18 protein-coding genes are annotated in these 21287 nt (G+C 73.7%); 8 read left to right on the forward strand and 10 right to left on the reverse strand.

Features of this window, described 5'->3' with window-relative positions:
• Positions 1–16: 16 nt before the first annotated feature.
• Genes AB0H64_RS16795 through AB0H64_RS16805 form a run of 3 tightly spaced genes read right to left on the reverse strand, consistent with a single transcriptional unit; the run spans position 17 to position 2477 of the window.
• A complete protein-coding gene (locus tag AB0H64_RS16795; RefSeq protein ID WP_357624759.1) occupies positions 17–1330 on the reverse strand; it encodes an AMP-binding protein in 1314 nt (437 codons plus the stop codon).
• A 27-nt stretch (positions 1331–1357) separates the two neighbouring features.
• The gene (locus tag AB0H64_RS16800; RefSeq protein WP_357624762.1) at positions 1358–2251 is read right to left on the reverse strand and encodes an SDR family oxidoreductase; all 894 of its coding nucleotides are present in this window, start codon (positions 2249–2251) and stop codon (positions 1358–1360) included.
• Entirely contained in the window at positions 2232–2477 is a 246-nt protein-coding gene (locus AB0H64_RS16805; RefSeq protein WP_310708423.1) for an acyl carrier protein, read from the reverse strand. Before AB0H64_RS16805 ends, AB0H64_RS16800 begins: the two co-directional genes overlap by 20 nt.
• A gap of 343 nt (positions 2478–2820) precedes the next feature.
• On the opposite strand from AB0H64_RS16805, the gene AB0H64_RS16810 reads away from it, so the two are divergent.
• The 3 genes from AB0H64_RS16810 to AB0H64_RS16820 all read left to right on the forward strand — a co-directional run bounded on the left by AB0H64_RS16810 (position 2821) and on the right by AB0H64_RS16820 (position 7385).
• A complete protein-coding gene (locus tag AB0H64_RS16810; protein WP_357624765.1) occupies positions 2821–3480 on the forward strand; it encodes a hypothetical protein in 660 nt (219 codons plus the stop codon).
• On the forward strand, positions 3477–5339 hold the full coding sequence (locus AB0H64_RS16815) for a hypothetical protein (RefSeq protein WP_357624767.1): 1863 nt from the start codon (positions 3477–3479) through the stop codon (positions 5337–5339). Before AB0H64_RS16810 ends, AB0H64_RS16815 begins: the two co-directional genes overlap by 4 nt.
• Positions 5340–5411: 72 nt before the next feature.
• Positions 5412–7385 (forward strand): glycosyltransferase family 2 protein, encoded by a 1974-nt coding sequence (locus AB0H64_RS16820; RefSeq protein WP_357624770.1) that lies wholly within the window; start codon positions 5412–5414, stop codon positions 7383–7385.
• A gap of 47 nt (positions 7386–7432) precedes the next feature.
• Here the strand turns inward: AB0H64_RS16820 and AB0H64_RS16825 are convergent, their stop codons facing one another.
• Both AB0H64_RS16825 and pseB read right to left on the reverse strand, forming a co-directional pair.
• A complete protein-coding gene (locus AB0H64_RS16825) occupies positions 7433–8557 on the reverse strand; it encodes an aminotransferase class I/II-fold pyridoxal phosphate-dependent enzyme (RefSeq protein ID WP_357624772.1) in 1125 nt (374 codons plus the stop codon).
• The gene (pseB, locus tag AB0H64_RS16830) at positions 8554–9540 is read right to left on the reverse strand and encodes a UDP-N-acetylglucosamine 4,6-dehydratase (inverting) (protein ID WP_357624775.1); all 987 of its coding nucleotides are present in this window, start codon (positions 9538–9540) and stop codon (positions 8554–8556) included. Before pseB ends, AB0H64_RS16825 begins: the two co-directional genes overlap by 4 nt.
• 104 nt (positions 9541–9644) lie before the next feature.
• Here pseB and AB0H64_RS16835 point away from each other — a divergent pair, with 104 nt between their 5' ends.
• Complete coding sequence (locus AB0H64_RS16835) at positions 9645–10373, forward strand: glycosyltransferase family protein (RefSeq protein ID WP_357624777.1); 729 nt, start codon at positions 9645–9647, stop codon at positions 10371–10373.
• The gene (locus AB0H64_RS16840; protein ID WP_357624780.1) at positions 10370–11335 is read left to right on the forward strand and encodes a hypothetical protein; all 966 of its coding nucleotides are present in this window, start codon (positions 10370–10372) and stop codon (positions 11333–11335) included. Before AB0H64_RS16835 ends, AB0H64_RS16840 begins: the two co-directional genes overlap by 4 nt.
• Before the next feature lie 4 nt (positions 11336–11339).
• Here the strand turns inward: AB0H64_RS16840 and pseI are convergent, their stop codons facing one another.
• Together pseI and AB0H64_RS16850 are read right to left on the reverse strand one after the other, a co-directional pair.
• A complete protein-coding gene (gene pseI / locus AB0H64_RS16845; protein ID WP_357624782.1) occupies positions 11340–12389 on the reverse strand; it encodes a pseudaminic acid synthase in 1050 nt (349 codons plus the stop codon).
• Entirely contained in the window at positions 12386–12895 is a 510-nt protein-coding gene (locus AB0H64_RS16850; RefSeq protein ID WP_357624785.1) for a GNAT family N-acetyltransferase, read from the reverse strand. Before AB0H64_RS16850 ends, pseI begins: the two co-directional genes overlap by 4 nt.
• A gap of 154 nt (positions 12896–13049) precedes the next feature.
• On the opposite strand from AB0H64_RS16850, the gene AB0H64_RS16855 reads away from it, so the two are divergent.
• From AB0H64_RS16855 to AB0H64_RS16865, 3 genes are read left to right on the forward strand one after another with little or no spacing between them, the layout of a single operon-like run.
• Positions 13050–14498 (forward strand): glycosyltransferase family 2 protein, encoded by a 1449-nt coding sequence (locus AB0H64_RS16855; protein ID WP_357624788.1) that lies wholly within the window; start codon positions 13050–13052, stop codon positions 14496–14498.
• A gap of 48 nt (positions 14499–14546) precedes the next feature.
• The gene (locus AB0H64_RS16860; RefSeq protein WP_357624791.1) at positions 14547–15473 is read left to right on the forward strand and encodes a CDP-alcohol phosphatidyltransferase family protein; all 927 of its coding nucleotides are present in this window, start codon (positions 14547–14549) and stop codon (positions 15471–15473) included.
• 21 nt (positions 15474–15494) lie between these two features.
• Entirely contained in the window at positions 15495–16553 is a 1059-nt protein-coding gene (locus tag AB0H64_RS16865) for a sulfotransferase (protein WP_357624794.1), read from the forward strand.
• Here the strand turns inward: AB0H64_RS16865 and AB0H64_RS16870 are convergent.
• The 3 genes from AB0H64_RS16870 to AB0H64_RS16880 all read right to left on the reverse strand — a co-directional run bounded on the left by AB0H64_RS16870 (position 16543) and on the right by AB0H64_RS16880 (position 21267).
• Positions 16543–17607: a glycosyltransferase gene (locus AB0H64_RS16870; RefSeq protein WP_357624797.1), complete on the reverse strand. Its 1065-nt coding sequence runs from the start codon at positions 17605–17607 to the stop codon at positions 16543–16545. The genes AB0H64_RS16865 and AB0H64_RS16870 overlap by 11 nt on opposite strands.
• Positions 17604–20348, reverse strand: a complete 2745-nt coding sequence (locus tag AB0H64_RS16875; RefSeq protein WP_357624800.1) for a CDP-glycerol glycerophosphotransferase family protein — start codon at positions 20346–20348, stop codon at positions 17604–17606. The genes AB0H64_RS16870 and AB0H64_RS16875 overlap by 4 nt, the downstream gene beginning before the upstream one ends.
• Before the next feature lie 88 nt (positions 20349–20436).
• A complete protein-coding gene (locus AB0H64_RS16880) occupies positions 20437–21267 on the reverse strand; it encodes an SRPBCC family protein (RefSeq protein ID WP_357624803.1) in 831 nt (276 codons plus the stop codon).
• Positions 21268–21287: the final 20 nt, after the last annotated feature.

Raw genomic sequence — 21287 nt, forward strand, 5'->3', positions numbered from 1 at the left:
GGACCGTCCGGTCGTCTCATGTCCGGGCCTCGAGGGCGCGGTAGTCGACCTTGCCCGTGGTCAGCAGCGGCAGGCGGTCCACGGCGCGGACGTCGAAGCCGCTCCAGTGCAGCCGTAGCTCCGTGCCGAGACGGCGGGCCAGACGGGCGCAGGCGTCGCGGTCGAGCCCCTCGGCCCATACCGTGACCCGGTCGTCCCCGCTCGTCGCCGCCACCGGCCCGCAGTCGCGCAGCAGGCCCTCGACGTCGTCCAGGCTGACCCGTACCCCGAAGATCTTGGCGATGCGCTTCATGCGGCCGGTGAGGAAGACGAAACCCTCGTCGTCGAGGTGGCCGAGGTCGCCGGTGCGCAGCACGCCGCCCAGGTCGTCGCCTCTGGCCAGGTCGGCGGCCGTCTCCGCGTAGCCCATCATCACGTTGGGCCCCTCGTAGATCACCTCGCCGCCGTCCACGCTGAGCCGGCCGCCCGGGACGGCAGTCCCGGCCGAGCCCGGCTTGTCGGCCAGCCGGTCCGGCGGCAGGACCGCGATGCGCGCGGTGGCCTCCGTCTGGCCGTACATGACGAAGAACCGCTCCGTCCTGGCCGCGAAGTGCGTCACCAGCTCGGGCCGCAGCCGCCCGCCGGCCTGGGTGAGCGTGGTCAGCGTGGGGTGCTCGGCGTGCTCGAAGCCGAGCCTGCGCAGCATCTCGTACTGGTACGGGACGGCCGCCAGCGAGGTGCAGCCGTGGCCGTCGAGGTGGGTCCAGAACGACCGCTCCAGCAGGCCCGCGTCGGTGAGCACCACGGTGGCGCCGGCCGCCAGGTGGCTGTTGAGCACCGACAGGCCGAAGCTGTAGTAGAGCGGCAGGCTGGTCGGCGCGACATCGCCGGGGCCGATGGCCAGGACGGTGGCGATGGCCGTGGCGTTGGACAGCACGGCCCGGCGCGACAGGCGCACGAGCCTGGGGTTGCCCGTCGATCCGGAGGTGGCCAGCAGCACGGCCAGGTCGGGATGGGGGTCGCCGGCGTCGCGGCGCCCGCGCGGCGCGGCCTCCACGGCATGCGCGAACCCGAACATCCCCACCGGCCGGAACCTCCTGATCAGGCCGGTCAGCGCCCCCGCCGCGAGGTCGGGGTCGAGCAGCGCCACCGGCCTGCGGGTCCGCCACGCGGCGAGGTAACGCACAACGGACGCCAGGTCGTTGCGCATGCCGCAGAACACGGGCCCCGGCGGCAGGCCGGCGAGCACCTGCGCGGCGCGTTCGACCCGGGCGGCCAGCAGGTCGCCCGTGAGCCCGCCCGGCTCTCCGGCGACGACGAGCCGCGCGTCAGGGTGCGGGAAACGATCCATGGGACGTCCATCCATCGTGTCGGAACCTCACAGCACCAGCCCGCCGTCGACACCGAGCACCTGGCCGGTGACGAACGAGGCGTGGCCGGAGAGCAGGAACGCCACGGCGGCGGCCACCTCGCCGGGCAGGCCCACGCGGCCGAGTGGGGTCGCGGCGACCGTCGCGGCGCGGGCCCGGTCGTCGAGCGTGGCGAGCATGGCCGTCTCGACGAAGCCGGGCGCCACCGCGTTGACCCGGATGCCGGCGGGGCCGAGCTCCTTGGCGGCGGACACGGTCAGGCCGAGCAGCGCGGCCTTGGTGGCGGAGTAGACGGCCTGGCCCGCCGACCCGCGGCGCCCCATGATCGACGAGACCATCACCACGGCGGGGCTCGTGCCCCGGCGCAGCAGCCTGACCGCCGACTGCAGCGTGTGGACGGCGCCCACCGCGTTGACGTCGAAAAGCCGGGACACCGCCATGCCCGGCAGCAGGCCGAGCAGGGCGGCGTCGTGGGTGCCGGCGTTGACCACGAGCGCTTCGAGACGGCCGTGGCGCTCCCGGACGTGGCGCATCATGGCGGAGACCGCGCCGGGGTCGGCCACGTCGCCGTGGACGGACCAGGTGCGGCCGCCGGTCTCGGCGGCCACCTCGGCCGCGGCCTTCGCGGCCCGCTCGGCGTCGCGCCCGTGAAGGATCACCTCGTCACCGGCCGCGGCGAGCGCCACGGCGACGGCCCGCCCGATGCCCGAGGTCGAGCCGGTGACCAGCGCCACCCGTGTGCGCGGGGCCGGATCGAGGTCCGCGCTCGTGCCACCGGCGGCCCCAGGGGCCGCGGCGCCGACGGCGCGGCCCAGCGCCGTCTCACCGGCGTCGCGGTCCAGGGCCGCGTCACCGGGGGCGCCGGCCGGGGACGGGCGTGGGTCAGAACGCGGCGCCGGCACCGTGCTTCTCCAGCAGCCGCGCGGCCTCGGCGAACGAGCTCATGTCGATGATCTCGTCCGTGTCGATCATGATGTCGAACTCGTCCTCGATGGCGGCGACCAGCGCCATGTGGGCCAGGGAGTCCCACTGGGGGATCGCCCGGTATTGGAGCTCGTCGACGTCGGCGTCGTCCGGAAGGCTCAGCGCGGCGCGGAAGACCCCGCGCAGGCGGTCGAGGTGGGTCATGCTCACTCACTCTCCGTGGTCGAACCAGAACGTAGTGTATCGGCGATCGTCCAGGGCTCAAACCGAGCCCCAGTCGCGGGTAATGGAACCGTATAAAGCCGGGTGATGTACGGGCGATGCTGCGAATGTCCCTTGGGGCGCGCCAACCGCTACAGGGGGAATGATGGACGAATCCAATCACTGGTACGGGCACTCCCGCATACTCGCCGGATACTGTGGGCTCCCGGACGACGTTCCCCGGCGAATACAGGGATTTCTCCAGCATGGCTGGAACTATCTGCACGGATATCCACCGAACGACCATTGGTGCACACCGGGATATCCCCGTTTCATCTGGGCCGACGTGCTCCGGCGGCGCGGCTGGTCGATGGGGCGCCGGGGCCACTACCTCATCGGCGCGCCGTGGATCTACCTCCTTGACCTGGAGCCCGATCTCGGCCGGGTGCCGGAGGAGGAGCGGGAGGGCACGATCTGGTACCCCTTCCACGGCTGGGAGAAGAACGCGGTCACCGGCGACCACGGCCGACTCGCCGCGCGGATCCGCGAGGTGGAGACCGGCCCGGTGACTGTATGCCTTTACTGGCTCGAATTCGCAAATATCGCTATTAGGCGGGCGTACGAGTCGGCCGGATTCCGGGTCATCTGCCACGGCGAGCGCGGCTCCCGTTGGGACGACGCCGGACGCGACTTCCTCCGGCGCCAGCTCACCGAGCTGCGCCGCCACCGCAGGGTGGCGTCCAACCGGCTCGGCAGCGCGCTCTTCTACGGGGCCTCGGTGGGGTGCGACATCGCCGTGTACGGCGATCCGATGCAGTTCGAGGGCGAACGTCCCGAATACGGGGGCACGGCCCGCCGCATGCGGCTCTGGCCCGAGCTGCACGGCGAGCATGTGGACCGCGGCCTGGCCGCCGAGGCCGCCCGGCGGGAGCTGGGCTTCGACTGTCAGGCGACACCTGAGGAGCTACGGCGGATGTTCGGCTGGAAGCGGGTGCGATGCGCATGACGGAGGCGCCAGGCAACGTCCGGTTGATCGGCGGCGAGATGCTGCTGTGGTCCGACGCCGACGCGGCCACCGACTGGCGGGGCGCGGGGCTGGAGCTGGTCCGGCGGCTGGTCCCACCGACCGGTCGCGTGCTGCTGGCCGGCCCGCACCCGAAGAGCCTCATCGCCGCGCTCGCCGGCGGCGAAGGCTCCAGCGGTCAGGTCTCTCGTGGTGCGGGCTCCGGCGACGAGACGTCCGGTGGCGCGTCGTCGGTGGCCGTGCTCGTGCGGTCGTACCCCGACGCCTGCGCCCTCGGCGAGCGTCACCCGGCGCTGGAGGTCCACTGCGGGCGGCTCCGTGCGCTGACCGGGGCGGAGCCGTACGACCTGGTGCTGGCGCTCGACGGGCTCGAACGCACGCACTCCGCCGAGGAGCCGGCCCCGCCGTGGCGCGCCTCGCTGGACGCCCTCGCCGCGCTCGTGGCGCCGGGCGGCCGGCTCGTCCTGGCGGTGCCGAACGACCTCGGGATCGACCGGTTCGTGGACGCCCGGCCGCCGGACCGGGAAGGCGCGGACGGGCACTGGGAGCCGCACGGCTTCGACCCGAGCCAGCCCGGCGGTCCGGAGGCCCTGGACGCGGCGCTGGAGGCGGCCGGGCTCACGGTCGAGCGGTGCTACGCCGCCTACCCGGCCAGGAGCGCCCCGCGTGCCCTGTTCGGACGGGAGCTGCTGCGTGAGGACCTGCCCGACGCGCTCACCGTGCCGCTGACGGCGCCCGGCGGCGACACCATGCTGGTGGCCGACCCGCTCCGGCTGACCCGGCTGGCGTTCCGTCACGGGCTGGGAGAGCACCTGGCGCCCCTGTGGCTCACGGTCGCCACCCGCCCGGCCCTCAGGAACGATCCGGCCTGGGACGACCGGGAGCCGGTCGCCGGCGGACGGGCGTGGGACGCCCCGGCCGGGGACGCGCCCGACGACCCCGCCCGGGGCGGCCATGAGCCGGACGAGGTGTCAGCGGCCGCTCACGAGCCGCGAGACGTGGCCGAGGGCGACCACCAGGCCGCGGATGCCGGGATCGAGGGTGTCCGTGCCGGTGACCACCGCGCGGGCGGCGAGCCGTTGCCGGAGGGGCTGGTCGAGGTCGGGCGGGCCGTGCATGAGGTCACCGCCACCTCCACCAGAAGGCTGCCCGGAGGAGCCGTGCGGCCCATCCCGCGTGGGCGCATCGTCGAGGAGGTCCTGGTCGAGGCGTGTGCCCGCGAGGACGTGCGGTCCGTGCGCGACCTGCTGGCCGGGCTGGCCGCGTGGGTCGCGGAAGGGGGCGACGCCGCCGCCGACAACCTCGTCTGGGACGGCGAGCGGTTCACCGCCATCATCCCGGTGCCCGCCCTGGGCGGTCCGGTGCCCGCGCAGGTGGTGCTCTGCCGGATCCTGTGGCGTTTCGCCGTACGGCTGCTGGCGGCCGGGCACCACCACCCGTGGCCGTGGCCGCTGGACGCCGGGCAGCTCGCGCTGACGCTGTGCGGCATGGCGGGCCAGCCGTGCGACCAGGCCGGTCTCGATCGGGCCCGCAAGCTGGAGGCCGAGCTCGGGCAGGTGCCGGGGGCGGCCGAGCTGGCGGGGGCCGCGCCCACGTACCGGGACCTGCTGAGCGCCCGCGACCGGCTGACCGATCAGCTGACCGCGTCGCTGGCCCGGATCGCGCGCCTGGAGACCAAGCTGACCTATCGCGAGCGCGAGCTGGTACGCACCCGCGCCAAGCTGCGCAGGAGCCAGCGGAAGGCGGCATCCCTGCGCAGGTCGCTCGGGTTCCGCCTGGCCCGCCGGCTGTCGCGCCCCCGCCGGGCCGCCCGCAAGGTCCTGCGCCTCCTGTCCCGCTGAGCCCCGCGAGGCCGCCGGGCCCGCCGAAAGGCCGGGCGAAGACGACGAAGCTGAGGAAGAGAGGGTGGTTTCGTGCCGATCCTGTCGGTGATCGTCCCGTTCCACGACGTCGAGGAGTACCTCGGCCCCTGCCTGGACTCCGTGCTCGCGCAGGCGTTGCGCGACCTGGAGGTGATCTGCGTCGACGACCGCAGCCGTGACGGCGGGCGGGCCGTGGTGGAGGCGCGGCAGGCGGCCGACCCGCGCGTGCGCCTGGTCAGGCTGACGGGCGGAGACGGCGGCGTCGGGCGGGCGCGCAACACCGGTGTGCGGCACGCGACCGGCCGCTACCTGGCCTTCGTGGACGGCGACGACCTGGTGCCGCGTGACGCGTTCCGCCGGCTGGTGGGGTCGCTGGAGTCCACCGGCTCGGACCTGGCCTGCGGCAACGTCATGCGAATCCACCGCAACCAGCTCGTGCCGTCGTGGGCGCACCGGCAGGCGTTCGCGAGGCGGCTGGAGCGCACCCACATCACCCGCCATCCGCTGCTGGTCCGCGACCGCATGCTGTGGAACAAGGTCTACCGGCGCTCCTTCTGGGACGCGCTGGCCCTGACGTTCCCGGAGCGGCTGTACGAGGACCAGCCCGTGGCCATGGCGGCGCACGTGGGCGCGGCCTCGGTGGACGTGCTGAAGGCGGTGGTCTACCACTGGCGCAGGCGCGAGGAGTCCGTCACGGATCGCCGCATGGAGCCGGCCAACGTGCGCGACCGCCTGCTGTCGGTGCTGGAGACGGCCACCCTGCTGGCCCGCCGGGCTCCGGCCGTCAAGCCGCGCTTCGACCGCGACACCCTCGACATCGACATGGGCGTGGCCGTGGAGGCGGTGGCGGTCATGGGCCCGGCGGCGGACCCGGAGATCGTGGACCTCGCCGCCCGCTATCTCGACGGGGTCGCCCCGGAGGACTGGCTGAGCCTGCCGTTCCCGCGCAGGGTGCTGACGCACCTGCTGCACCGGAGGCGGCCGGACGAGCTGGCTGCGGTGTTCGCGGAGCGGGAGGAGGGCCGGCTGTGGCCGCCCCTCGTCTCCCCGGGGATCGGAACGGGGATCGGAACGGGGCTCGTAAGCGGGCTCGCAAGTGGACTCGGAAGCGGGCTCGGAAGTGGGCTCGGCCTGGGACGCAGGCGCTGGTACGGCCGACATCCCGCCCTGCCGCACAACCTGTCGGAGGTCACCGAGGAGCTGGCGCTGCTGCCGCGCCTGCTGTCCGCCGGCTGGCGGGACGGCGTGCTTTTCGGCGAGGGCTGGGTGTCGGTCGGCCGGTTCGACGTGCGGGGGCTGGGGCGGGTCCGCGTACGCGTGTGGCTCCAGGAGCGCGGCACCTCCGACACCGTGCCGCTCTCGGAGGACAAGGTCGTGCCCGCCTGTCTCGGCCTCGACCAGGAGAACGGCGGCGTGGCGGCGGAGCACGGCTTCCCCTTCGGCTTCGCCTTCGACCCGGCCACGCTGACGCCGGCCCGGCTGGCCCGGCGCGGTCACTGGGAGTTGCGCGTCGAGCTGCGCGCGACGGGGCTGCGGCTGGAGGCGAAGGTGGCGGGACCCCGGTGGCTGCCCCCGGCCGTGCCGGTGCCGGTGCGCAGGGCGGGCTCCTGGGTGGTGCCCGTACGCGGCGCGAGAGGGGTGTGGGGGCTACGGGTGCGCCGCGCTGAGGCCCTGATCGGCGAGTGCCGGATCGAGGGCGGCGACCTGCTGGTGGCGGGGGAGCTGGCCGACCCCGGCGACGGGGACCCGGTGCTCAGGCTGATCCGCCGCAGCGACGGCGAGGAGGTGTACTTCCCGGTCACCCTGGACGGTCACGTCTTCAGCGGCCGGATCCGGCTCGGCGACATCGACGAGCCGGTGGGCCGGCAGCCGCGCTGGGACGTCGTCCTGGACCAGGGCAGGAAGATCCGCCCGCTGGTGCGGACGCGGGCCCGTCCGGCCGCGACCGTGGCGGGCCGCAGGTTCGTGGCCGACCGCGGCGACGACGGCTGCCTGATGCTGGTGGAGCAGTGCCCGCCCGGCTGAGCGGCCCCGCGCGGCCGGGCCGTCAGCGCGGAACGGCGTGAGAGCCGTCAGCGGAGGACGGTGAGCAGGGACTCCACGACCTGGTCCTGCTGGGAGTCGGTCAGAGCGGGATAGAGCGGCAGCGACAGCTCCTCCCCGTAGTACGCCTCGGCCCGCGGGCACATGCCGCGCCGGTAGCCGAGGTCCTCGAACACCGGATGCCAGTACGCCGGGATGTAGTTGACCTGCACCCCGATCCCCGCCGCCCGCATCCGGTCGTAGACCTCCCGCCTGCGCCCGTCGAGCACCCGCACGGGGTAGAGGTGCCAGGCCGGCTCGGTGTACGGGCGCCGCCCCGGCAGCCGTAGTCCGGGCACCCCGGCCAGCAGCGTGTCGTAGCGCGCCACCAGCTCGGCCCGGCGCGCCAGGAAGGCCGGCAGCCGCCGGAGCTGGCTCAGCCCGAGCGCGCACAGCACGTCGGGCAGCCGGTAGTTGAGGCCGAAGTCGTGGACCTCCTGGTGCCAGCCGCCGTGGCCGGGGTCGCGCTGCTCGGCCGGGTCGCGTACCAGGCCGTGGTTGCGGAAGCGCGCGGCGCGGGTGTGGCGCTCGCCGTGGGGCAGGGCCACCGCGCCGCCCTCGGCGGTGGTGACGGTCTTGGTGGCGAAGAACGAGAACGTGGTGATGTCGGCCAGCAGCCCCACGGGCCGCCCCTTGTAGGAGGCGCCGAGGGAGTGGGCCGCGTCGCCGACGAGGGTGGCGCCGGCCCGGTCGGCGACGCCGCGCAGCTCGTCGTAGTCGGCGGGGTGGCCGGCGTAGTCGACGGCGGTCACGGCCCGCGTGCGGGCGGTGAGCAGGGCGGCGGCCGCGTCGGGGTCGAGGTTGCCGGTGTCGTCCTGCACGTCGGCGAAGACGACCCGGGCGCCCCGCAGCGCGGCCGCGGCGGCCGTGGCCACGAACGTCAGCGGCGAGGTGACGACCTCGTCGTCCCGCCCGATGCCGGCGGCGGCGTAGGCCACGTGCAGCGCGGCGGTGCCGGAGGTGACCGCCAGGCACGGCACGCCGCCGGTCCACCGGGCCAGCTCCGCCTCGAACCGGGTCACCTCCGGCCCGGTGGTGAGCCAGTCGCCGCGCAGCACCTCGGCGACGGCCCGGACGTCGTCCTCGTCGACCGAGTGCCGGCCGTACGGGATCACCAGCGACCGTCCGCGATCATGCGGCGCAGGTCTTCGGCCGACAGCCACAGGTCGTTGGTGTCGGAGCGGTAGGCGAAGCCGTCGGGCAGCGGCTCGCCCGCGGGCGGCGGCTCGTAGCCCCATGTGGCGATGGCCGGGAGCACGACGTAGCGGTCGCCGAGCCGCAGCGCGCGGCGGCCGTCGTCGGACCCGATCATCTCCTCGTGCAGCTTCTCGCCGGGCCGGACGCCGACCTCATGGACGGTGGCGCACGGCGCGACGGCCTCGGCCAGGTCGGTGATGCGCATGCTGGGGATGCGCGGCACGTACAGCTCGCCGCCGCGCATGAGGTCGAAGGAGTCGACGACGAACCGCACGGCATGGTCGAGGGTGATCCAGAACCGGGTCATGCGCTTGTCGGTGATCGGCAGGCTGGCGCCCTCGGCGGCGAGCCGCTGGAAGAACGGCACGACCGAGCCCCTGCTGCCGACCACGTTGCCGTAGCGGACCACGGCGAAGCGGGTGGCGTGGCCGGCGGCGTAGTGGTTGGCCGACACGAACAGCTTGTCGGCGACCAGCTTCGTCGCGCCGTAGAGGTTGACCGGGCCGGACGCCTTGTCGGTGGACAGGGCGACGACCTTGCGCACGCCGCTGTCGATGGCGGCCTCGACGACGTTCTGCGAGCCTGTGACGTTGGTGCGGACGTACTCGAACGGGTTGTACTCGGCGGTGTCGACCTGCTTGAGCGCGGCGGCGTGGACCACGAAGTCGACGCCGTGCATGGCGCGGGTCAGCCGGTCGCGGTCGCGCACGTCGCCGATGAACCAGCGCAGCCGCTTGTCGTCGCCGAAGACCTGGCGCGCCTCCCACTGCTTGAGCTCGTCGCGGGAGAAGACCACCAGGCGGCGCACGTCGAGGACGCCCAGCGCGTGGCGGATGAATGCCTTGCCGAAGGACCCCGTGCCTCCGGTGATCAGAACGGATGAGCCGCTCAGAATGCTCACGTGACCCCCTGAATCGTGTTCACGCCCTGTAGTCGCCGGAGCTGAGCCGGTAGCATAGCGCGATCGTTCAGCAACGCACGGTCACACGGGGAAATGGGGCTTCAGTGCGGATTGTCGGAGTCATTCAGGCGCGGACGGGGTCCACGCGGCTGCCGGGCAAGGTCCTGCGCGATCTGGGCGGCAGGTCCGTGCTGGGCTGGGTGGTGCGGGCCGTCCGCCAGGCGGACGCGGTGGACGAGCTGGTGGTGGCCACCACGACCGAGCCCGCCGACGACGCCGTGGTGGCCGAGTGCCTGCGGCTGGGCGTCGCGTGGCACCGGGGGCCGGTCGACGACGTGCTCACCCGGTTCCAGCAGACGCTGGAGCTGCACCCGGCCGACGCGGTGATGCGGTTCACCGCCGACTGCCCGCTGCTCGACCCCGCGATCGTTCGCGAGGCGGCGCTGGTCTACCGGGCCGTGCCGGGCCTCGACTACCTGAGCACGAGCCTGACCCGGACCCTGCCCCGCGGCCTCGACGTCGAGATCGCGAGCCGGGAGGCGCTGGCGCGGGCCGGGCGGGAGGCCACCGCCCACCATCGCGTCCACGTCACCTCCTACGTCTACACGCATCCGGGCGCGTCGCGGCTGCTGGGCCTCGCCTACGCCCCGGCGGCGGCCGACCTGCGGGTCACCCTCGACACCGAGGACGACTGGCGGCTGATCTCGCGGGTGGTGGCCGCCTTCGGCGACCGGTGCCTGCCGTACGCGACGCTCGTGGGCTGGTTGCGGGCCCGGCCGGAGGTGCTCAGGCTCAACGCGCACGTCCAGCAGAAAGCGCTGCAGGAGGCATGACCGGCCGGGTCGGCGTCCGCTGCGACGCCGGCGCCGGCAGGGGCGTCGGCCATCTGGTGCGCTGCGTGGCGCTCGCCGAGGAGCTGCGCGGGCGCGGCGTCGAGGTCAGCTTCCTGGGCGACCTGGCCGGCTCGGCGTGGGCGCGGGCGCAGCTCCTGGCGCGCGGCCTGCCGCTCGTCCCCGCCCCGGCCGACCCTGAACGGCTGGCGGAGCTGGTGCGCGACCTGCGCCTCGACGTGGTGGTGCTCGACTCGTACGACCTGGCTCCGGGTACGGGCGCCGGGATCAGGGCGACGGGCGCGGCCGTGCTGGCGATCGTGGACGGCGACCCGCTCGGCCAGGAGGCCGACGTCTACCTCGACCAGAACCTCGGCGCGGAGCTGCGGCCCTTCCCGCTGCTCGCCGAGCGGCTGGCCGGGGTCCGCTACGCGCTGCTGCGTGACAGCGTCCGCCGGCTGCGCCGGGCGCCCGGCCCACGTGGCGACGTGCCCCGCGTGCTGTGCTTCTTCGGCGGCACCGACAGCGCCGGCGTGACCTCGGCCTGGGCGGGCGCGCTGAGCGCCACGGGGGTGCCGTTCCGCGCGACGGTGGTGAGCCCCCGGCTGTTCGCGGTGGAGGGGCCGATCACCGTCATCCCGCCCACCGACCGGCTGCCGCAGCTCATGGCCGAGGCCGACCTCGTGCTCACCGCCGCCGGCTCCACCATCTGGGAGCTGCTCTACCTCGGCGTGCCGGCGGCGCTGACCTGGGTGGCCGCCAACCAGCTCATCGGCTACGAGGCGCTGGCCGGTGGCGGCATCGCCGCCGCACTCGGCCCCGCCCCCGACGAGGCCGCCGTCGAGGTGCTGGCCCGCCTGCTCGGCGACGCGGGGCTGCGCGAGGAGTACGGCAGGCGGGGCAGCGGCCTCGTCGACGGCAAGGGCCGCGAACGCGTCGCCGACGTGCTGCTCTCCATGCGGTGAAGGCTCAGACCAGGTCCCAGGTGAGCGGTGTGCCCGCCGCGGCGTCCCGGGTGAAGCGGCGGCCCGCCACGTCGGCCATCGCCGCGGGCGGCAACCCGCCGGCCGGCCGGATCGAGCGCACGTTGCGCCCGGTCACCTCCTCGCCCGCCCGCACGTCGGTCACCACGTGCAGCGACCGGCGGAAGCGCAGCCCCTCCCGCTCCGACGGGCTGGGGCCGATGCGGGCCTGGCCGAGCGCCTGCCAGGCCCGCTCGCTCTCCACGACCAGCGCCGCCAGCTCGGCCGGCTCCAGCGAGAACGCCGCGTCCACGCCGCCCCCCGCCCGGTCCAGCGTGACGTGCCGCTCGATCAGGCAGGCGCCGAGGGCCACCGCGGCGAGCGACGCGCCGATGCCCGGCGTGTGGTCGGAGACGCCGACGACCGCGCCGGTGAGCCCGGCCAGCAGCGGCAGCCCGCGCAGGTCGCTCTCGGCGGGCGAGGCGGGGTAGGAGGCGGTGCAGGACAGGACTGCCAGCTCGGCGCAGCCCGCCTCGCGCGCCGCCCGCACGGCGGCGTCGATCTCCCCGGCCGTGGCCATGCCCGTGGACAGGATGAGCGGCTTGCCGGTGGCGGCGGCCAGCCGGATCAGCGGCAGGTCCACCAGCTCGGAGGAGGCGATCTTGTACGCGGGGGCGCCGAGCTTCTCCAGCAGCTCGATCGCCGTGGGGTCGAACGGCGAGGAGAACGCCACGAGCCCCAGCTCCCGGGCCCTGGCGAAGATCGGCTCGTGCCACTCCCATGGCGTGTGGGCCCGCAGGTACAGGTCGTAGAGCCGCTCGCCGCCCCACAGCTCGTGGCCGCCGCCGAGGCGGAAGGCCGGGCCGTCGGCGTCGACGGTGATCGTGTCGGGCCGGTAGGTCTGGAGCTTCAGCGCGTGGGCGCCGCTCGCGGCCACCGCCTCGACGATGGCGAGGGCGCGCTCCAGGCTCCCGTCGTGGTTGCCGGACATCTCGGCGACGACGAACGGCGGCCGTTCGGGTCCGACGCGGCGACCGGCGATCGACAGCGAGGTCATGACTCGTCCCTCCGGGCGGCGCGGGTGAACTCGATCAGCACCACGTCCACGGTCTCGCCGTCGAGCAGCCGCCGGTAGCCGCCGATCTCGGTGAAGCCGAAGCGGCTGTGCAGCAGGCGTACGGGCTTGTTGGCGGCCAGCACCTCACCCCGCAGCGTCGTCAGCCCGAGCGGGCCGAACGCGTGGCGGATCGCGGCGCGTTCGAGCCCGAACCAGGCGGCGAGCAGCTCGCCCGAGCGCTCCAGGCGGTCGAGGTCGAGGTAGAAGCCCCAGTGGGCGATCGGCGCGCCCGGCGCGAGCCCGGAGAACGTCACCACCCCGGAGGCGACCCCGCCGTGCTCGTAGACCAGCACCTGCCTGGCCGGGTCGGCCCGCACCCCGGCCCACCACCGGGCGTGCTCGTCCTCGCCGATCTCGTGGGTGGTGAAGCTGGCCGCGCGGACCTTCGGATGGTTGCGCCAGCGGCGCATGACGGGCAGATCGCCGTCGTCGACGTGTCTGAGCATCGGACCCCCTCACGCTCCGTGTCTGGTTACGTCCACACCGTAGCGGACTATGCGCCTGGTAAAGAGCTGATCAGGGTGGGGCATCGGTCGCAGCCGAGAGGCCATGGCGGCGGCATGCTGCCCTCGGACCCGTCCCCCACTCAAGGAGCCCGGTATGGCGCCCCTGGTCAGCGTCGTCGTCCCGTTCTACAACGTGGAGCAGTACATCGCCGAGTGCCTGGAGTCGCTGGCGGCCCAGACGCTGGCCGACATCGAGGTCATCCTGGTGGACGACGGGTCGGTGGACGGGAGCAGGCGGATCGCCGAGGGGTTCGCCTCCCGTGACCCGCGCTTCGTCGTCGTGCGCCAGCCCAACCGGGGACCCGGGCCGGCCCGCAACGAGGGCGTGCGCTGGGCCCGCGGCTCGTACCTGGCGTTCGCCGACAGCGACGACGTCGTGCCGCCCGGCGCGTACGAGCTGCTGGTCTCCTCGCTGGAGCGGACCGGCTCCGACCTCGCGTGCGGCGGGGTGCGGCGCATGGCGGACGGCGAGCTGTCGTCGTCGTCGCTGCACGACAAGATCTTCCGGCGGGCGGTGCGGCGCACCCACATCATGGACCGGCGGGTGCTGGTCAGGGACCGGACGGTGTGGAACAAGCTCTACCGCAAGGACTTCTGGTACGAGCACCGGCTGAGGTTCCGTCAGGGCATCTACGAGGACGTGCCGCTCAGCATGCGCGCCCACGTGCTGGCCGCCAGCGTGGACCTGCTGCCGGACGTCGTCTACCACTGGCGCAAGCGGGAGTCGGGGGAGACCTCGATCACGCAGCGGCGGGCCGAGCTGCCGAATCTCGCCGACCGCCTGGAGGCCATCCGGGCCGTCCGCTCGTTCCTGCAGGAGGAGGCGCCGGAGCTGACCCGCTCCTTCGACGGCCTGGTGCTGGAGAAGGACATCGTCTTCCTGTTCCAGGCGCTGGAGTGCGCGGCCGACCACGAGCTGGAGCCGTTGCTGGACCTCGCCCGCCAGTGGCTGGCAGTCCTGAATCCGGGCGTGCTGGCCACCGCGCCGTCCCTGCGGCGGCTGGAGCTGCACCTGGTGGAGCGCGGGCTGGTCAAGGAGCTGCGCGGGGTCCGGGAGTTCAGGAGGTCGTCCGCGGAGGCCGCCCGCATCGTGCCGCGCGGGCTGCGCCGGGCCAACTGGTACGGCGACTACCCGTACTTCCGCGACCGCTCGCTGCGGATCCCCGACGAGGTGTACGACGCCCGGGAGGAGATCAAGGTGCTGGCCAGGGTCGAGGAGTGCCGGTGGAACGGCCAGGGCTTCGCGGTGGTCGGGGAGGTGGCCCTGCACCGGGTGGAGCGCCGGCCGCGCAAGATCGAGGTGTGGCTGAGCGACGGCAGCCGCAAGGTGCCGCTGCCGTCGCGCCGGCTGGGGGCCGGGCGGCTGCTCGCCGAGATCGACCCGCGGCGGCTGCGGCGCGGGGGGCCGACGTGGCGCCTGTACGCCCAGGTGGAGACGCGTGGGCTGGTGCTCGAAGGCTGCTTCCGCGACGGGGACGGCAATCGGACGTGGCGGCTGTCCGTGCCGGGATGGTCAAGAACGGGCATGGACATCACCCAGTAGTTCCAGAGTGTAGTCACTCACTCACGGTGGGTGGTCATGCTGGAATCCATGAGGACCTATTCGCTCGATGACGTCCATGCGACACGCAAGCGGAGAGACTCCTGGTGGACCGTGTACCTCGTGGACCCGCTGGCCTGCCGGACGGCTCTGCTGGTGGCCAACCGGTCGCGGATCACGCCCAACGAGCTCACCGTGCTGTCGCTGGTCATCGGCCTGGTCTCGGCCCTCTGCTTCGCCCTGGACCTGCTGGTCGCGGGCGCGGCGGCGTTCTATCTCAGCTTCATGGTCGACTGCGTGGACGGGAAGATCGCCCGGCTCAAGGGCACGGGGACGCCCTTCGGGCTCTGGCTGGACTACGTGGGCGACCGGGTGCGGGTGGTCCTCTGCGCCACCGGTCTGGCGTACGGGCAGTACGCCCTCACCGGTGACGTGCGGTTCATCGTGCTCGGCGCGGGGGTCGCCGTGCTCGACCTTTTCCGGTACGTCAACGCGCCGCAGATGAAGCGGGTACGCGAGATCATCAGGGAGGCGAGGGCCGAGGCGGCGGAGCTGGCCGAGGCGGCCCGCGTCTGGCACCGGGAGCAGGCCGCGGTCGTCCGCGAGCCGGTCCTCATGGTGCCCCTCCCGAGCCTGGGGGAGGCGGACGACGGCGAGGCCGTCGACGACGACGACGCCGTGGAGCACGTCGTCACCGTGAGCCGCAGGCGTGGCCGCAACCGCACCTTCTCCAGGCGGCTCAACAGGTATCTCGCCCGCCGCCGCGTCCGCTCCCACCTGATCAGCGGCATCGAGTTCCACGCCGCGGTGTTCGTGGTCGCGCCCCTCGTCGGAGTGGCCGCGCTGGTGCCGGTGTCCGCCGTCGCCGGGGTGCTGCTGCTCGCCAACGAGATCTTCCTTGTCTACCGGATGTGGCTCTTCACGCGCAGGCACACCGTGTCCTCCCGGCAGGAGAGCCGAGAGCGCGTTCTCGTCTAAGTTTTCGGGGGTTAGAACGAAATGTCCGATCGGCCCGTCTTCGTCGTCGGCTGCCCACGCTCCGGCACCACGATGCTGCAGCTCATGCTGCACTCCCACCCACGCATGGCCGTGCCGCCCGAGACGCGGTACCTGGTGCCCGCCTACGTTCGCCGTCGCTCGTTCGGCGACATGCGCCTCGCCCAGCGCCGCGCCGCCCTCGCGGAGTGGATCGCGACCGACCGCACCACGAAGTTCAAGGAACTCAAGATCGACAAGGATGAGTTCATCCGTCAGGCGATCGAGGGTCCCGGCTCGCTCGGCTCGGTCATCGGCACGACGTTCCGCATGTACGCCGAGCGGTTCGGCAAGCCGCGCTGGGGCGACAAGCGGCCGAGCTACGTCAAGCAGGTCGAGATACTGCGCAGGCTCTTCCCCGACGCCCAGTTCATCCACCTCATCAGGGACGGCCGCGACTGCGTCTCCTCGCTGAAGGAGATGCCCTGGTACACCCTCAACTCCTTCCACGCCATCACCACCTGGGCCGAGGCCATCGACGCGGGCGTCAAGCTGCGGCGCACGCTGCCCGCCGACACCTACTACGAGCTGCGGTACGAGGACCTGACCGACGACCCCTCGACCGAGCTGAAGAAGCTCTGCCTCTTCCTGGAGGAGGAGTTCGACCCGGCGATGGTCTCGCCGCGCGAGGCGGCCAGCGTGGCCGTACCCGTCCACAAGGTCTGGCACAGCAACACCCACGGCGACGTGACCCGCTCGCGCGTGGGCAGCTGGGCCAACCGGCTGGAGGACTGGGAGATCTCGCTCGCCGAGCAGGTCCTCGGGGACCGGCTGGTGGCCAACGGGTACGAGCTCAGCGGCGCGCCCGCGCCCTCGAAGGAGCATCTGGCGACCCTCCAGCGCACCATGCAGAAGCGCCGCGCCTCCCGTACGCGCAAGCGCCTGCGCGACCGCTTCCAGCGGCTGCGTGAGCCGGGACCGGTCGCGGCCCTGCTCACCTCGCGCCAGCGGGAGCTGGCCGGCCTGCCGCCGCAGCAGGCCACCGGATCGCCGGAGAAGGCCCGCGCCGACGTCACCGGGTGACGTGGGCGAACAGGGTCTCCCACGCGTCCAGCACGCGGTCGAGGCGGAACGCCTCGGCCCGGGCACGGGCGGCGGCGCCCAGCCGCCGCCGCTCACGGGACGAGCCGGTGAGCCGGCCCAGCTCCAGCGCGAACGCGCCGGTGTCGCCGGGCGGGACGAGCACCGGGCCCGCCGCCCGGACCCCGCCCGACACGTCGAACGCCACCGCGGGCACCCCGTGGGCCGCGGCCTCCAGCAGCGCCAGCGGCAGCCCTTCGTGCTCGCTGGTCACCGCCACCAGCGAGGCCGCCAGGTACTCCTCCGGCATCAGCTCGGCGGGCACCCGCCCCCTGAACACCACCCGGTCCGCCACGCCCTCGCGGGCCGCGTGCGCGCGCAGCCGGTCGAGCTCGGAGCCGTCGCCCACAAGGTGCAGCTCCCACGGCCGCGGCGCGCCGGAGGCGGCGAACGCGCTGATCAGCCGGTCGAACCTCTTGACCCCTTCCAGCCGTCCCACGCCCAGCACCCGGGGCGCCTCCAGCGGGGAGACCTCCTCGGGCCAGGCGGGCAGCGGGTTCGGCAGCGACCACGTGTTGGGCAGCAGCGCGTCCTCGGAGAAGCGCCAGGCGTCGTCCTCGCTGAGGAAGACCGCCTGATCCAGCTCCGGGTAGTGCCTGCGGATGGAGCCCAGGTGCCAGCAGCCGCCGGCGTGCTCGTACGAGCCGTGGTACTGGCCGATGGAGCTGAGCGACGCGGGCAGCAGCGGCGCCAGCCGGGCCACCACGCTCGGCGAGGTCAGCACCGCGAACCCGGGTGAGGCGGCCCGCAGCAGCCGGGCCAGGCGGCGGTCGGCCCGCGCCCGCGCCGTCCGGCCCGCCCGGCCGGCCGGGGCGCGGCCGACCACGTGCCGCCGGTAGCGCGGCTCGGCCACGTACCGGAACGGCGCGGCGGAGCGGTGCAGCCCGACCACCCGGACGGCGTGGCCGCGCTCGGCCAGGCCCTGCGCGAGGGTGTGCGTGACCCGCTGGATACCGCCCAGCGTGTCGGCGTCCAGGCACGCGAAGACGATGTTCACGCGGCCCTGCCCGTGGTTGGTGTGCCCGTGGTTGGTGTGCCCGCGGTTGATGTGCCCGTGGTCGGTGTGCCCGTGGTGGCTCGGCGCGTCTCGGCGCCGGGCTCCGCCGTGGAGCCGGGGACGCCGAAGAAGGCCGTCACGACCCGCGCCGCGGCGTCGCCGCGCTCCTCGGCGCACCAGAGGGCGCGGAAGTCCGCGTACCGGCGCGCGTAGGAGGCGTGGACGGCGGGCAGGTCGCGCAGCCGGTCGATGAGCTCCCCGGTCGTCCGCACGCACGGGCCGGGGGCGATGGAAGGCAGGTCGTGGTAGACGCCGCGCTCACGCAGCCGGTAGTCGTCCCAGTCGTCGATGAGGAACAGCATCGGCCTGCCGGTGATCGCGTAGTCGCACATCACCGACGAGTAGTCCGTCAGCAGCGCGTCGGAGGCCAGCATCAGGTCGTTGACCTCGGGGTACGTCCCGGCCGGCCGGACGAAGTGCCGCAGGTGCCCGGGGACCGTGTACCGCTCGACCGGGTGGGTCCGCAGCACCACCACCCACTCGCCGGCCAGCTCCTCGGCCATCAGCTCCAGGTCCGCCCTGACCGACGCGCCTCCGCCCTTGGCGCTGTCGCGATAGGTGGGCGCGTACAGCAGGATCTTGCGGTCCGGTGGGATCTCCAGCCGGGCGCGGACGTCGGTCCTGGACACCCCGTGGACCAGCGCGTCGCAGCGCGGCGTGCCGTACTGGAGGATGGGGCCGGTGTAGCCGTTCGCGGCCGCGAACAGCCGCGAGAACTCCTCGCTGGGCGAGACGAGCGCGTCCCAGCGGGCGACGGCGGCGCGCCACACCTCGCGCGGCCGGTCGAAGTCGGAGCGCAGGTCGGGCGCGTCGAAGCCGATCGACTTGATGCCCTGGCCGTGCCAGGTCTGCAGGTAACGGGTGCCGCGCGGCTTCGGGTAGTCGAGGGGGAAGCCGTGGCTGTCCACCCAGATCCCGGCGCGGGCCAGCGTCCAGACGTAGCGCCAGCTCCCTCGGCGCACCGAGCGGGCCCCGGCGGGCACGTCGCCGCGGCCCCGGGCCACCGACCACACGGTCTCGACGGGCAGGCCGCGCCGCAGCACCTCGTCGTGGACGGCGCGCGGGCTGCCGGTGCAGCCCTTGCCGACGTCCGACTCGAACAGCGCGAGGTCCCGGCGCGGACGCAGGACGCTGATCAGCACACGGTACGCGAGCAGCTTGTGGCGCGGCCGGCCGGCGATCCTGACCAGCCTGCGGACGAGCCGGCGCGGCACCGAACGAAGGGTCGGACGCTCGCGGACCCGCAGGTACGCCGCGTGGCCGGACGGTTCGAGGCGTACCCGGGGGAGCTCGACCGGCTCCGCGCCGGGGTGGAGCATGAGCCGGTCCGCGGTGGTGTGGCCGGTCGCGACGCTGGTGAAGGCGATGGTCGGCTCGCAGCTCCGCCGCGCGGTGAAGGTCACCTCGGTGGTGTAGCCGCCCTCGCCGGACGGCAGCGGCCGGATGGGGACGCTCTCGCCGCCGAGCCGCAAACGCGCCCGCCACTCCGTCGGCAGCGCGCCGAACGGGTCGTACGTCCGCACGGTCATGCGCACCCGCTCGCTGTCGGCGGACAGCTCCGTCACCTCGTGCCGCAGCCGGCCGGCGCTGAAGGGCAGCTCGGCCAGCCGCAGGGAGGTGATGTCCATGCCGGGGGAGACAGTGGTGCCCCAGTACGTCCGCCCGCCTGCCCGGACCGCGGCGCGCGGCGGGGCGTGGCCGCCGGTCAGTGAGGTGGCGGCCACCAGCAGGTCGTCGATCCGGTCCGTCAGGATCAGGTGGCAGCACACCCGGGTCATGGGGTCGAGCCGGTCGACCACCTGGGCCGGGATCCGCTCCAGGTACGGCCGGACGAGCGCGGCGAACTCCTTGGCCCACACCCGGTCGCGCCGGGGCAGCGGGTTGAGGTAGACGCGCAGGTCCTGGCGCAGGAACCGCTCCTGCCGGTCCGGCACCAGGTCGTCCAGGCCGTGCCGGCGCAGCACGTCGTCGCTGCGCCAGGCGGCGACGAGCCGGTGGCGCACGTTCTCCATCGCCTCGATGCTGAGCGAGATGGAGGACCCGTCGCGCACCCGGTGCCAGAGGTAGACGGGCCACGGGACGACGGCGAAGCGGCGGGAGACGGCGTACGCCTCGGTGGCGAAGACGTGGTCCTCGTAGTGGATGTCCTCGGGGAAGCGCAGCCGGTGCTCGCCCAGGAACGACATCCGGTAGAGCTTGTTGGTGGTGAACGAGTCCAGGAAGAGCCGGGGCTCCTCGCGGATGTCCTCCACCACCCTCCGCCGGGTGAACAGCTCGGGGTAGTAGGGCTCCGACCGGCCGTTCCACTCGTACAGGCGGGAGATCTGGCCGGAGACGAAGTCCGCGCCGGTGCGCTCGATCTCGGTGAGCAGGCTCTTGCAGGCGTGCCGGGGCAGCTCGTCGTCGCTGTCGAGGAACATGACGTACGGCGAGGCCGCGGCGTCGAGCCCGTCGTTGCGGGGCGCGCCGCAGCCGCCGCTGTTGAACCCCCGGCGCAGGTGGCGCACGCGGGGGTCGGCCCGTACGAGGTCCGCGGCCACGTCGGGGGTGCTGTCCGTGCTCGCGTCGTCCACGATGATCACTTCGAGGTCGCGCAGCGTCTGGCCGAGAACCGATCGCACGGCCCTGGGCAGGCGGGCCGCGTCGTTGTAGGTGATGACGACGACCGTGCAGTCCGGCATGCCGGCTCCCCCCGCGAGTGCGTCACGTGGGGAGGGGATTCCCGGACTTCAGTGCACCTTGTCCCGGTTTAAGGTGTTTTTGCGGTATTTATCGCATTAGCCGCCTGATCAGCCAGGCCGCGAACGCCAGCGCCAGCAGGACGCCCGCGACGGGCGCGAGCCGCTTCAGCAGCGGCATGCCCGCGAGCTCCAGCAGGTCCAGGGCCTCCTCGTCGGCGCTGCGCGCAGTGCGTGGCGTGCCTCCGGGCTGCCGCTCCTGTTCGGGCTCCGGCTTCTGCTCCTGCTCGGGGTCCGGGACGGCGGCGAGGTGCCTCTCCTCGGCCGCTGTCTCCCCAGCCGCTGTCTCCCCAGCCGCTGTCTCCCCAGCCGGCGTCTCCTCGGCCACCGTGTCCTCGGCCACCGTGTCCTCGGCCACCGTGTCCTCGGCCGGCACCTGGGCGGCCGGTGCGGCGGGCGGTTCGTGGGAGGGCTCGGCCAGCAGGCCAGCCAGGTTGCCCGCGAACCGGTCGATCAGCCGCCCGCCCACCTCCGTCATGACCCCGCGCCCGAACTGCGCGGGCCGCCCGGTCACGTGGAACGACGTCTCCACCGCCACGGCCGTCGTGCCGGCCGCGGCCGGGGTCAGCCGGGCCTTCACCGTGGCCGAGGCCGTGCCGGGCCCGCGCGCTTCCTTGCCCGACGCCTGCATCGTGAGGGTGTGGGAGTCCTTGTCCACGTCCTCGAACCGGGCCGAGCCGCGGTAGGTCACGGTGATGGGCCCCACCTTGACCTTCATCCTGCCGGTGAACTCGTCACCCTCGACCACGTCGAGCGACGCCCCGGGAAGGCACGGCGCCACGCGCTCGACGTCGAGCAGCACCGCCCACGCCTGCTCGACCGGGACCGGGACGGTGAACTCGTGCTCGAACCGCATCGCCATCGGATCGCTCCTCACCATCG

Origin of the sequence: Nonomuraea sp. NPDC050733 (assembly GCF_040654215.1) — a bacterium.
In the GTDB taxonomy this organism is placed as follows: Bacteria; Actinomycetota; Actinomycetes; order Streptosporangiales; family Streptosporangiaceae; genus Nonomuraea.